The 11,701-nt window shown below is 63.5% G+C and carries 9 protein-coding genes and 1 tRNA gene; 6 read left to right on the top strand and 4 right to left on the bottom strand.

Annotation, left to right across the window (positions count from 1 at the left end; genetic code table 11):
• Together LRG07_RS07700 and LRG07_RS07695 are read left to right on the top strand one after the other, a co-directional pair.
• Positions 1-1,288: hypothetical protein (locus LRG07_RS07700; RefSeq protein ID WP_238642088.1), on the top strand; the 1,288-nt coding region annotated here is incomplete at its 5' end.
• Positions 1,289-3,056: 1,768 nt separating this feature from the next.
• Positions 3,057-3,701: a hypothetical protein gene (locus LRG07_RS07695; RefSeq protein WP_238642087.1), complete on the top strand. Its 645-nt coding sequence runs from the start codon at positions 3,057-3,059 to the stop codon at positions 3,699-3,701.
• A gap of 844 nt (positions 3,702-4,545) precedes the next feature.
• Here LRG07_RS07695 and LRG07_RS07690 read toward each other — a convergent pair.
• Positions 4,546-4,622: transfer RNA gene (locus tag LRG07_RS07690), tRNA-Glu, on the bottom strand.
• 128 nt (positions 4,623-4,750) lie between these two features.
• Between LRG07_RS07690 and LRG07_RS07685 the strand changes: the two genes are divergently transcribed.
• From LRG07_RS07685 to LRG07_RS07675, 3 genes are all read left to right on the top strand, one after another.
• Positions 4,751-6,250 (top strand): SPOR domain-containing protein, encoded by a 1,500-nt coding sequence (locus LRG07_RS07685; protein ID WP_238642086.1) that lies wholly within the window; start codon positions 4,751-4,753, stop codon positions 6,248-6,250.
• A 73-nt stretch (positions 6,251-6,323) separates the two neighbouring features.
• Entirely contained in the window at positions 6,324-7,382 is a 1,059-nt protein-coding gene (locus LRG07_RS07680; protein WP_201243122.1) for a flagellar hook-length control protein FliK, read from the top strand.
• Positions 7,369-7,638, top strand: a complete 270-nt coding sequence (locus LRG07_RS07675) for a hypothetical protein (protein WP_201167585.1) — start codon at positions 7,369-7,371, stop codon at positions 7,636-7,638. The genes LRG07_RS07680 and LRG07_RS07675 overlap by 14 nt, the downstream gene beginning before the upstream one ends.
• Here the strand turns inward: LRG07_RS07675 and LRG07_RS07670 are convergent.
• The 3 genes from LRG07_RS07670 to gltX are packed head-to-tail and all read right to left on the bottom strand — an operon-like array spanning position 7,599 to position 10,850.
• Positions 7,599-8,024 carry a DUF2802 domain-containing protein gene (locus LRG07_RS07670; protein WP_201167587.1) on the bottom strand — a complete coding sequence of 142 codons (426 nt, stop codon included), beginning with the start codon at positions 8,022-8,024 and terminating at the stop codon, positions 7,599-7,601. The two genes, LRG07_RS07675 and LRG07_RS07670, sit on opposite strands and share 40 nt — an antisense overlap.
• Before the next feature lie 13 nt (positions 8,025-8,037).
• The gene (gene cysS / locus LRG07_RS07665) at positions 8,038-9,417 is read right to left on the bottom strand and encodes a cysteine--tRNA ligase (protein ID WP_238636446.1); all 1,380 of its coding nucleotides are present in this window, start codon (positions 9,415-9,417) and stop codon (positions 8,038-8,040) included.
• On the bottom strand, positions 9,417-10,850 hold the full coding sequence (gene gltX, locus LRG07_RS07660; protein ID WP_238642085.1) for a glutamate--tRNA ligase: 1,434 nt from the start codon (positions 10,848-10,850) through the stop codon (positions 9,417-9,419). Before gltX ends, cysS begins: the two co-directional genes overlap by 1 nt.
• 115 nt (positions 10,851-10,965) lie before the next feature.
• On the opposite strand from gltX, the gene LRG07_RS07655 reads away from it, so the two are divergent.
• A complete protein-coding gene (locus tag LRG07_RS07655) occupies positions 10,966-11,694 on the top strand; it encodes a UDP-2,3-diacylglucosamine diphosphatase (protein ID WP_238636447.1) in 729 nt (242 codons plus the stop codon).
• Positions 11,695-11,701: the final 7 nt, after the last annotated feature.

The raw sequence follows: 11,701 nt of genomic DNA, 5'->3' as shown, positions 1-11,701 counted from the left end.
CAGCAGTCCCACCATCGATGTTGCAGACCAACCCAAGGACCGCTGGTTCAACCCCTATCGCGTTGCCCGAAGCGAACGCGCTAAGGCTCTCATGTCCGAGATCGCGGCCGAGTGCGAAAACCACGAGAGGCGCACCGGACTAAGAACCCGTAAACGGCGCCCTCGTGACCAAGAGATTTTCCAACAAGTGATCACCGCACTCGTCGCAAACCTCGTTTACCATCACCTAATCGCCAACGACGGCGAGGGGGTGGCTATCTCTCGCTCACGGCAGGTACTGGGGCGCAAGAGTCGTTATCGACCCAAAGCGAGCAGCAGCGTCCTTCCCCAGATAATGGACCGACTAGCCGCACCGGAGCTTGGGATCATGCGAATAGAGCTGGGCCACCAAGAGGTGTTTTCCAAGGCTCGCCGCACCCGCATCTGGCCTGAGCGCGAACTGATCAAGCGGATCGACCGATATGACCTCCACTTCGAAGATCTCGGGATGGAAGACCATGAGACCGTCTACTTGAAATCCAAGACCGACGGGACCGGTGATCCCGCCGACCTGGTCGAGTACGAGGACACAGAGCTAACGAACCAGCTACGCTCACGCATGCTCAAAATCAACCAATGGCTGAACCATGCGGATATCTTGGTTGACGACCTGCGGCTGAGCAGCGCCCAGCGCATTGACCCCAGCGACCGCCATTTACGCCGTTACTTTACCAGGGGAAGTTTTCAATCTGGGGGGCGCCTATTCGGGGGCTTCTGGCAGCCCATGAGCAAAGCAGACCGATTGGACTGCATCGCCATTGATGATGAGCCCGTCGTATCCCTCGACTATTCTCAGATGGCTCCGAGGATCCTCTACGCCAAGACTGGACTACTGCCTACCTTTGACGATGCTTACACCATACCCGGGCTCATTGGTCACCGGGGGGTTGTTAAGAAAATCTTCAACGCCTTGCTCTTTGTGGAGCAGCCAATGGTTCGACTGCCAAGGGACACTCGAGGGGACCTACCTTGGACGATACGCGGCCCAGAGCTGATCGACCAAGTAAAGGCTTTCCACGCTCCAATCGCTCATCACTTTGAAACGGGAATAGGCCACTCTGTTCAATACACCGAAAGCGAGATACTCGTTGGGGTCCTCGAAGAGCTGCGGGAAAGACACGTGGTTGCTCTACCAATCCATGATGCCGTCTTGGTGAAAGAATCTGCCAGGAACGTCACGAAGACGATCATGGAGGAGGTCTTCTACCGACACACCGGCCTAACTGGCCTGGTCACCGAGGAGACCTGAGTCTTCCCTTTTGATTACTCTCGATGTTCTGCATGTTGGGTCTGCCCCCATGAAAAACCTTGGTGTTCCCCGTAGGCCACTGGGGTACCCCATGTAGATAACCAGATGAGACACAGTGGCTTCTCCACAGGAGACCTCAGGTATTCCTTAGGGTACCTAAGGGTTGTCCTGAGGATACCCTGTGGAGGTACTTAGGTATTTATTATTAGTATTGGTAGTAGGTTCTTTATCCTAGAGGGTTCCTGTAGAGACCAAAGGGAGCACTAAGGAGTACCTAAGGTATCCCCTAGAGAGATAATCTGGGGCTCCCCTTAGGGGGGATCGTAACTTCTCGAGACCACCCAGTGCCGACACAAATCTTCCTCTAGTCCTCTATCAACCCCGAGGTCCTACCCGAGAGGCTTCCAGAACGGATACCCCCGAAGCTCACCTTGGAGAAGGTGACCGGAGCTAACATCGATGGTCCCGCGCACCCTCACACAACCGTGGGTTGTAGCCACGATATCTTTTTCCATGTCTAGCCCATCAGCTGGGATTCTGATAACAACTGGCTGCCGGTGTCTACCGTCCCGGCGACCGCGACTTTGCAGATGCGCTGTGTATGCCCACCACGCAGCACCTCTCCATGTCTCCGAGAAGTACACCGCCTCATCACTGTGGGCCCTCTCCGTTTCAGTTTTCCAAACCGGCTTCTCTCCAGGCTTCAAGCCTGATCTTCTAATCTGACCGATACGGCCAAGTATTGTTCCGTGGTATAGGTATTGTTCCGCACCGTGCGAGACTGCGAGGGCACGAAGCCTTTCTACCAGATTTTCAGAACTACCCGCCTCGAAAGAAAGAGGGTCCTCGAAGAAAGCTGGATATGGGTTCCTCATCTGACTCTCAAACTCCTCTCGTACCTGCTCGAGGAGGTTGATCTCGGCTGGCAGCAACCAGGGACGGCCAAGGTAGCCCCGAAGTATCGCAAGGTGCTGACCTCTTTCCTCTGGGTCCCAGTTGGGTGCAGATACCGCATCTAAGCACTCGACAAGAAAATCAGCAAAAGAGCACCGGGCAGAAGGGTAGAAACTACCAGCATGTGAGCCTGAGGTTGATTCTTCTAAGGAATCCAACGAACTAGTCCTCGCCTCTAGAGTCTAAAGGTCACCTAAGAGAAGGGCGGGCACCACGTTGTTTGACTTTATCGTAATGCTGCTCGTAATGCGACCGCGATCGTGGTGGGGCCAGACCTCGCGGAGTTTTTTTAAGCATGTGAACGACATAGAAGGACTTTTTCGGTCAGGAAGCTCTTGCGTCGATGTTCAGGCTGGGAAGCGGCTAGACACCAGAGCGACGCGTTAGGTCTTGCGGTCTTGAGAGGCGCCTTCCAGTCACGCTGTCCACTCCATGTCAGCCCCCTGAGGGCGACCACGAAGAAATGCGGTTAGCTTGATCAACAGCTGACTGCTTTCCAGCGTCAACTGGCACAGCCCATCGGCTTCGGTATATCAACGAGGTAGAGCCTATTGTTTGAGTCGAGCCGCAGGTGTCAAGGGACGAATCACGACACGAGAGGGTATTGACAGGCAGGGGCTACCTTGGTGTGCTCCCCTTACTAATCTCTTGTTGGATGTATGGTCGTTTCCCCGCTCACTGTGCCCTCTTATTCCGCCTGGACCGGCGAGACATCTTCCTATATAGCTGTGTCCTGGCCTGAGGGAATTTCTAACGTGCATTCTTTATTACCCCGTGCACGACCCATGTTTCGCTCCTCGATCACGGTGAAAAAATGGAATTAATAATCGGTTTGATCATCTGTTTTGTTGCCCTTCTCGTCATCGTTCATAACCACGGAAAAGAAGTGGCCAAGAAGATTGGCGCCAACCCCCAGGATCACTCCATAAAAGAGGGTTTGCGCATGGCGCGGGAGCGCCAGGATGAAATCTGGAAAAAACAAAAGAGACAAAACAAATACTACGTCGAGGAAGACTCTGAAGATAACTATGCGATCCCAATTTTTGCAAACCAGATTATCGAAATCACGCACCGCCCAATAGAGCAAACATTAAGGTATTACGGATTCGACGATGACCCACCAGTAGAGTTCTATCTTTTCTTTTACGGTGTTTTCTCTGGCTTTGCGGATTTTTTGGTAAGGAAAACGAAAATGGATGTAGGCGGCCCCTTTGAAAGGCGGCTACTTACGGAAATAGGGGAAAGATTTGGCGGCGAAGACCATGGACATTTGTTTCAGGCCATGGTTTTATCCGGCAAGCAAATAGATAACCCTCCACCTAGCTTCACTGCTGGCTTCTCGGTTGGGGTTAGTGCAGCGATAAAATATTACGAGGAGAAGGACACAGAGGCCACACCGAAAATAATTCGGACGGGGGCTCATGCGCAATTCGGTCATTTACGCGATACACACCGGTGACCCCCCCCCCTGATCGCTCTGAGGTGTGGACATTAACCGCTACACGGAACCTCGCCTAGGGTTTGTCCTTATGCTTGAGCCAAAACACCAATGGTGCCGTACCGTGGATTCCTAAACGTGATCTCCAAGATTGAGTCAGTTCTCTCGCGTAAGGGCGCAGGCAGGTCTGGCATACGCTCCTTAGCGCTGACTTTCGCTTAGAGAGCGGTAATAACGCAGGCTTCTCCGCGTCGATTGAGTCGCGCATGCCTGACATCGGAAGGAGTCAGCGCTCTTGGCGAACCGTCTCATCGCAGGGGAGCGCTACTGGGACTGGTCACCCCGGGGAAGCGGTTCGTAAGTAAGGAAGTGAGGGTCGACAGCCCCAGCTCGTGTCCAGACAAGCCGTTAGGGTGCGCCAAAAGACCGCACGTGATTCCGTAACCGAGCCCTCCCCGAAGCCTCCCTGGTTAGCCCGCTTATGACCAGCGCAGCGCCGGGTACAACAACCTTCGTGCTAGTGGCAATCCCGGCATCTGAAGCAGTCAAGGCAGGCACCGCAGAGGCATACGCAAGGAGGCAAATCGACGCTGAGACGCTGAATGTGCTCGCTCAACAGGACCCACAACCGCACACGGCAGGCTGCGCGGAGCAAAGCGGGGCATAGCGTGGCGAAGAACACCAATCCATGTCGAACACGGCGCTGGAGCCCAGCAGCCTGTGCCTCGCCCGACTCCGCTATCCTTAGCAGCGAGCACCCAGCGACGATGGGTGGCTAGCGTGGGTGGTAAACGTGGGTGGTAGCGCGTGGGACGCCACGGGGCATTCCGTGGAATAACAGCAGGTTACGTGCGAAAAAGGAAAATGGCGTCCCCAACGGGATTCGAACCCGTGTCGCCACCTTGAAAGGGTGGTGTCCTAGGCCAGCTAGACGATGGGGACGCTGTGCCGTAAAGCGAGCGCAATGGTAAGGGCGGCTGACGGGGGTGTCAACACTTCCGGCCATGACGATCGCACCGGCTCTGTTAAACTGGCGGCACACTGACCGAAGAGCACCCTCCAGGTCCTGCATGGCTCCGCAAACCGGCACGACGTTACACCTCCCGGAGGCGGCCCTGTACCGACTGGGGCTGACCGCACAGCCCTTCGTCGGTATTCCCGACCCTCCCTTCGAGGACAGCGCCCGAATCACGCAGATCAACGTCACGCTCAGTCTCCTGCAAAGCGGCGAACGCATCGTGCTCATTAGCGGCGACGCGGGCCTGGGCAAGACGACACTCCTGCGCCGCCTGGCCGAATCTCAGCCCCCCGGGCTGAGCATGCAGCGGGTCCAGGGCGACGGTGCCGACATCGATACCCTGTGGGGCGCTCTGGTCGCCGCCGCAGAGGCCGAGGAAGGCACCCTGGCTCCTCGATCCCGCGAACAGGCCTTGAACTACGTGCGGAGTGCCCGCCGTGGCGGCGTTCGCCCCGCCCTGCTTATCGATGATGCCCACGCCCTGCCCGCACGGGAGATCGACGAGCTGCTTGGACTGTGGACAGAACTCGCCGAGGACGACGAGGCCTTCAGCCTCGCCATGGCCCTCGAGCCCGCCGGCCTGCAGAGCCTCCCGGAGACGCCGCCCGCGGAGCGGTTTCACACCACGACCCTGTACCCGCTGAGCCAGGAGCAGACCGGCGCCTACCTGGACCACCGAACCCGAAGCGCCGGTGCCGAGCACACCCTGTTCGACCCGCACGAGATCGAGGACATATTCTGGCAATCCGGCGGACACCCGGAGCGGATCAACGAGGCGGCCTATCGACGCCTGACCGCCCGGCTGGCCAGTTCCGACCAGCCGGCGCCCAAGCCGGGGCCGCGCCCGGCGAAATCGCCCGGGCTCCGCGGCACCGGCTTACGGTGGGCCCTGGCCGGTGTCACCGGGATCACGGCCGCGTCGGCGGGCACCTACTGGCTGCTCACGCACCAGCTATCCACCGGCCCGGCGACGGAGGAACTCGCCATCGAGGATTTCGAGGAACCCGAGGAGGAGACAGTCGCGGCCGAAAGCGAAGAGATCGAGCCGGCAAGCGACACACCCTTTGGCCTGGATCTACCCGGGCGCTACAGCTTCCGGGACAGCCCTGACGAACAGGAGCCACCCTCCCCCACGGGACAGTCGACGACCAACCTGCAGCTCCTCGACACCCCGGATGCTGCGCAAGGGCCAACTGACAGCGGTCCGACCGAGGGCGAGCCGGGCACCGAAACCGCGGAGGAGGACCTGGCCGATAGCGCGGACTGGATCCGCGGCGAGGACGGGGAGCGCTACACCATCCAGCTGCTGGCCGCCTCTGAGCCAGCTCCGCTGCAGGAATACGCGGGGCAACAGCCACTGGATGAGCCGACCCACGTGGTCGCTACGGAGCGCGACGACGGCGATCTGTGGTTCCTGCTATTACACGGCTCCCACGAAGACCGAGAGGCCGCTCACGCAGCCCTTGACGCCCTCCCAGAAGCGGTCGCGGAGCGCGGTGCGTGGGTGCGCTCCTTCGAGTCCGTAGCCGAGAGCCTGGCGGCCGAGGACTAGTCCGGCGTCACCAGGGCGACACCTGTAGCAGAGCGACATTTTTTTGACGCACCAAGGGTGTCAATTGCTTGACATGTCAGCACAACGTCCCACGGTGTGGATCCGCTTCCCAGAGGCCAGCGGCCGGCCGGATCTGCCGTTGCGCCTGGGGGACACCCTGGAGGCGCGGGCCCGGCTCACCGGGGCCGGGCTGATCCTGATCCTCGGCGCCCACCGCCTCCCCGCACGGGCCGATGTACCGGTGGCCGACGGCGATCGCCTGCGACTGCGTGTGGCCAGCGTGGGCCACCCCCTGGTGCTACAGGTCACCGACCACCTTGGCCCCCGCCCGGCGCTGCAGTGGACCCTGCGCCAGGCCCTGCCCCGCCAGGCCACTGCGGAATCGCTGGTAGGCGACCTGCGCAGCGCACTCCGGCGCCCTCTTACCAACCTTGATTTGCACACAGCGTGCCAAGAGTTCCAGGATGCCGTGCCGTCGGCACGCTCACTGAGCTCCGCCGCCGGTATCCGCGAGACCTTGGCCCACGCCGGCCTCTACTTGGAGGCTCGACTGGCCCGCGGTGCCGACACGGGCGCGGATCTCAAGGGGCGGTTGAGCGCCTGGCTCGCTGCATTGCGCCCACGCCACCCGGAGGGGGGCGACCGCAAGAGGCCCACGCCGGAGTTCCCGCCGGCCGAGCGCGCCCTGCTCGACCAACTGGAGGCCTTCTTCTGGCGCATCCAGGCACTTCAGGCCCACCGTGCCCTCCACACCCGCGGGACACGCGACTGGACGCTCGACATCCCGGTACGCCAGGGCGACGCCCTGCACGCCCTGCGACTGCGCATCCGCCCCGCCACCGGGGCAGACGGCGGCGCAGCGTGGACCATCGAGGCCCGTCTGGCACTCGAGCGACTGGGCCCGGTGGCAGTCTCGCTGCACCTGGCCGGCGGGCGCGCCGATCTGGCCTGGTGGGCCCAGCAGCGTGTCAGCGCCGAGCGCCTGGCCAACGCGCTCCCGAAGCTTGAACAACGCCTCCGCGCCGCCGGCCTCGAACCCGGCGCGATTACCTGCTACCACGGGTGGCCGGCTCACGACGGTACCGCCCCTTCATCCACCGCAACCCAGGGGATCATCGATGAGCAGATCTGATCCGGAGCCGGACGAGTTCGGGCGGACCCTCCTGGAGCGAGCCGCAACCCGGGGCTTCGCGCTACCCGACGACCCCGACCTGGCCGCGGCACTGGCCCGCCTTGAGGACGACGCGGAACCACCCCCCGAGGTTGCGGAGGCCATCGCTGCCCTACTGGCGTTCACCTGGACCGTGGAGCAGGATGTCGGGCCCGCCGGCGCCGGCCCGTCACTCGATCACCCGGAGGCGCCGCCCTCTCCGCGCCCCGGACCGTGAAGCAGAACCACCAGGTCCGCCTCCACCTGACTGATCTCGCAGGTATCGGCGATCTCCCGGGCCTCGGCCCCCTTGCGCGCCATGCGGATCGCCTGATTGAAGCGGCTGCCATCCGTGCCGCCGGCTGCGGCCACCTGATCCAGACGCCGCCGCAGCCGGGCCAGGTTCTGCTCCAGCCGGGCCAGGTGCTCCCCCTGGCCGACCGCCCCCGCGGAGAGCCCCCGGAAGTGCTCGAGGATCTGCCGGGTCGTGGTCTCGACGCTCTCCATGCGTTGCTCAGCCTGCTGGACCCGCTCCAGGGTGCGCTGCACGCGGTAAACGGCATAGGCCGACGCCACCAGGGCACCGGCTAGAACGGCGAGCACCACCCCGATCAGCCACGCCATGCGGCCCTCCTCGTTAGCGGGTTCGCCGCCACTTGGTCCCCTCCGGCGTGTCCTCCAGCTCAATCCCCCGCGCCTGGAGTTCGTCCCGGATCCGATCGGCCTCGGCGAAATCCTTCGCCTTGCGCGCCGCTGCCCGCTGCGCCACGAGCGCCTCGATCTCGTCGACCTCGGCATCCGCAACATCGCCGCGCAGGTAGCTCTCCGGGTCCTGCTGCAACAGCCCGAGGACCGCGCCGAGCTCACGCAGCTCGGCGGCTGCCGCAGCAGCTCCTGCCTCGTCACCGCCCTCGCGCAGCCGGTTGATCTCACGGGCACTCTCGAAGAGCACCGCGAGGGCTTCGCGGGTATTGAAGTCGTCGTCCATCGCCTCACGGAAGCGCTCCCGCGCCCGGCTGCACGCCGGTTCTGCCTCCGGCAGTCCGCGCAGGGCGTTGTAGAGCCGCTCCAGCCCCCCGCGGGCCTCGCCCAGTGCATCCCCCGTGTAATTGAGCGGGCTGCGGTAGTGACTCGAGAGCAGGAAAAGACGGACGGCCTCGGCCGGATGCTCGGCCAGGACGTCGCGCACCGTAAAGAAGTTGCCCAGCGACTTGGCCATCTTCTCGTCATCGATGCGCACGTGGCCGTTGTGCATCCAGTAGTTGACGAAACGGTGACCGCTGGCGCACTCGCTCTGGGCGATTTCGTTCTCATGGTGCGGGAACTGCAGATCGACCCCGCCCCCATGGATATCGAAGTGGCTGCCGAGTAGGTCACGGGACATGGCCGAGCATTCGATGTGCCAGCCGGGCCGACCATCTCCCCACGGCGAGGGCCAGGCCGGCTCACCGCTCTTGGCCGCTTTCCAGAGGACGAAATCCACCGGATCACGCTTGGCTTCGTCCGGCTCGATGCGCGAGCCCGAGCGCAGTTCCTCCACCCGACGCCCGGACAGCTTGCCGTACGCCGGGAAGCTGGCCACCGAGAAGTAGACGTCGCCGTTCTCGCCAACGTAGGCGTGGCCGCCGGCGATCAGCTCCTCGATCAGCGCGATCATCGACTCAAGGCGCTCGGTGGCACGCGGCTCATGGTCGGGGCGCTCGACGCCCAGCGCCGCGCAGTCCTCGTGCATGGCCTGGATGAAGCGATCGGTCAGGGCGCTCATCGGCTCGCCGTTCTCCGCCGCGCGGCGGATGATCTTGTCGTCGATGTCGGTGATGTTGCGCACGTAGGTCACCTCGTAACCCTGCCAGCGCAGATACCGGACCACCGCATCGAAGACCACCAGGGCACGGGCGTGGCCCAGATGGCAGAGGTCGTAGACCGTCATGCCGCAGACGTAGATCCGCACCCGCCCCGGCTCAATGGGCCGGAACGGCTCCTTGGCTCCGGTCAGACTGTTGTGGATCTTCAGCATCACTCCCCCTGCGCGCCTTGCTCCGCGGCGAAGGTGGCGGCGCGCCTGAGCCGCTCAACCACCCGCTCACCGCCCATCAGGTCGACCACCGGCTGCAGCTCCGGACCGCTACATCGACCGGTAAGCGCCGCGCGCAGCGGCATGAAGAGTCGCTTGCCCTTGACCCCGGTACGTTCCTTGACCGCCTCGGTCAGCCCCTTGAACCGGGTGTAGCCCTCCTCAGCGGCACCCACGGCAGCCTCGAAGAACTCCGGCCCCGCCGAGACGATGGCCGCCTCGGCGTCGGCATCGAGCCCCGGCGGCCCGGCGAAGACCCGTTTGGCCCAGTCCCGCGCATCCGCCGGGAAACGCACGTTATCGCGCACGGCGTTGACCAGGTCGTCGGCGTACCCCGGGGGCACCAGGGCATCGATCCCCATCCACGGCCGCAGGCGCCGCGCCGGGCTGCGGTGCACTGCCTCGTCCTGCCAGTGCCGCAGATGGTCCGGGTCAAAACGCGACGGCGCCGTGCTGATACGCGCCGGATCGAAGACCTCGGCCAAGCCGGCGAGATCGAGCAGCGCTTCGGACGCGCAGGTGTGCCCGACCCGAGCCAGGTAATTGAGCATGGCCTCGGGTAGATACCCCTCTCGAGCCAACTCACCGACGGAGCGACTGCCGTTGCGCTTGGACAGCGGCGCGCCATCGGCCCCGGTGATCAGCCCCATGTGGCCGTAACGCGGCGCCGACAGCCCCAAGGCCTTCAGGATGAGCAACTGCCGCGGGGTGTTCGTAAGGTGATCATCCCCCCGCAGGACATCGGTGATCCCCATCAGCGCGTCATCGACAGCGTTGGTGAACAGATACGCGGCGGTGCCGTCGGCGCGGCGGATGATGAAGTCGCCGATGTCATCCGTCCGGAAGCTCTGCTCACCGTGGATGCGATCATCGAAGCGCACCTGCTCACCGCTCGGCACCCGGAACCGCAGAGCCGGCTGCACCCCCTCGGCGCGCTTGCGCGCCACCTCATCGGCGCTGAGGCGTGCGCAGGTGCCGGGATAGCGCGGCGGCTGCCCGGCCGAGCGCTGGGCACGCCGGGCCATCTCCAGCTCGCGCTCGCTGCAGAAGCAGGGGTAAGCCCACCCCTCGGCCTCGAGCTGTCGGTAGTAGGCGTCGTAGAGAAATCCCCGGTCAAACTGGTGGTACGGCGGCGCCGGACCGCCCACCTCCGGGCCTTCCTGCCAGTCCAGTCCCAGCCAGCGCAGATCGCCCATCAGCGAGCGGGTCGCCTCCGGGCTGTAGCGCTCACGATCGGTATCCTCGATCCGCAACACGAACCGCCCGCCGTTGCCGTAGGCCAGCAGGGCATTGAACAGGGCCGTGCGCAGGTTGCCGAGGTGCAGGGCCCCGGTCGGGCTCGGTGCAAAGCGCGTCTTGACGGTCATCTCGTTCATGGCGGGGCATTTTAACAGCGTCGCCCTATTCCGGGGGCATCCCACGGCCTTGCCCGCGCTCCGCCCTCGAGGGACACTGGCGCTCCGTTAATGACACCGGACTCGGACCGACGCCATGCCCCAACCCGTTCTGGTCATCGCCGACCTGCACCTGGACCGCAGCCGCCCGGCTGCGACGGACACCTTCCTGCGCTTCCTCGAGAAGGAGGCGCCGGGCGCCGAAGCCGTCTACATCCTGGGCGACCTGTTCGAGGCGTGGATCGGCGACGACGCGGTCTCCGCCGACGACCCCGTCCTGCAGGCCCTCCGTGCAGCCGCGGCGAGCACGGATATCTACGTCATGCACGGGAATCGGGATTTCCTGCTCGGTGCCGATTTCGCCGCAGCCAGCGGCACCCACCTGCTCCCCGATCCCAGCGTGGTGACCATCCACGGCGAACACGCGCTGATGATGCACGGCGACAGCCTGTGCACCGATGACGCCGAGTACATGGAGTTCCGCGCCATGGTGCGCGATCCCGCATGGCAGCAGCACTTCCTGGCGCTGCCGGTGGCGGAGCGACTCGAGCAGGCGCGCCAGGCGCGCGGCGCCAGCACCGAGCGGAACCAGCAGCTGGACGAGGCCATCATGGATGTCACCCCGGTGGCGGTGGATGCGGCACTCAGGGAGCACCAGGTGCGCTGGCTCATCCACGGCCACACGCATCGTCCGGCCATTCACGACTTGGACACACCCTTCGGTTGGGGCAAACGCTTCGTGGTGGGTGACTGGTTCGATCAGGGCAGCCTGCTGCGCTGTCAACCAGAGGGCTGGAGGCTGGAGACCCTGCCCCACGACGCCTAGCGGGCAG

It is taken from the genome of Halorhodospira sp. 9622, assembly GCF_022228025.1.
In the GTDB taxonomy this organism is placed as follows: Bacteria; Pseudomonadota; Gammaproteobacteria; order Nitrococcales; family Halorhodospiraceae; genus Halorhodospira; species Halorhodospira halophila_A.
This window is presented reverse-complemented; position numbering and strand designations above follow the sequence as displayed.

What these genes read in the sequence shown, in the direction of transcription:
- LRG07_RS07695 (WP_238642087.1), top strand. Translation starts at nt 3,057, where the DNA reads ATGGAATTAATAATCGGTTTGATCATCTGTTTTGTTGCCCTTCTCGTC.
- LRG07_RS07685 (WP_238642086.1), top strand. Translation starts at nt 4,751, where the DNA reads ATGGCTCCGCAAACCGGCACGACGTTACACCTCCCGGAGGCGGCCCTG.
- LRG07_RS07680 (WP_201243122.1), top strand. Translation starts at nt 6,324, where the DNA reads ATGTCAGCACAACGTCCCACGGTGTGGATCCGCTTCCCAGAGGCCAGC.
- LRG07_RS07675 (WP_201167585.1), top strand. Translation starts at nt 7,369, where the DNA reads ATGAGCAGATCTGATCCGGAGCCGGACGAGTTCGGGCGGACCCTCCTG.
- LRG07_RS07670 (WP_201167587.1), bottom strand. Translation starts at nt 8,024, where the DNA reads ATGGCGTGGCTGATCGGGGTGGTGCTCGCCGTTCTAGCCGGTGCCCTG.
- cysS (WP_238636446.1), bottom strand. Translation starts at nt 9,417, where the DNA reads ATGCTGAAGATCCACAACAGTCTGACCGGAGCCAAGGAGCCGTTCCGG.
- gltX (WP_238642085.1), bottom strand. Translation starts at nt 10,850, where the DNA reads ATGAACGAGATGACCGTCAAGACGCGCTTTGCACCGAGCCCGACCGGG.
- LRG07_RS07655 (WP_238636447.1), top strand. Translation starts at nt 10,966, where the DNA reads ATGCCCCAACCCGTTCTGGTCATCGCCGACCTGCACCTGGACCGCAGC.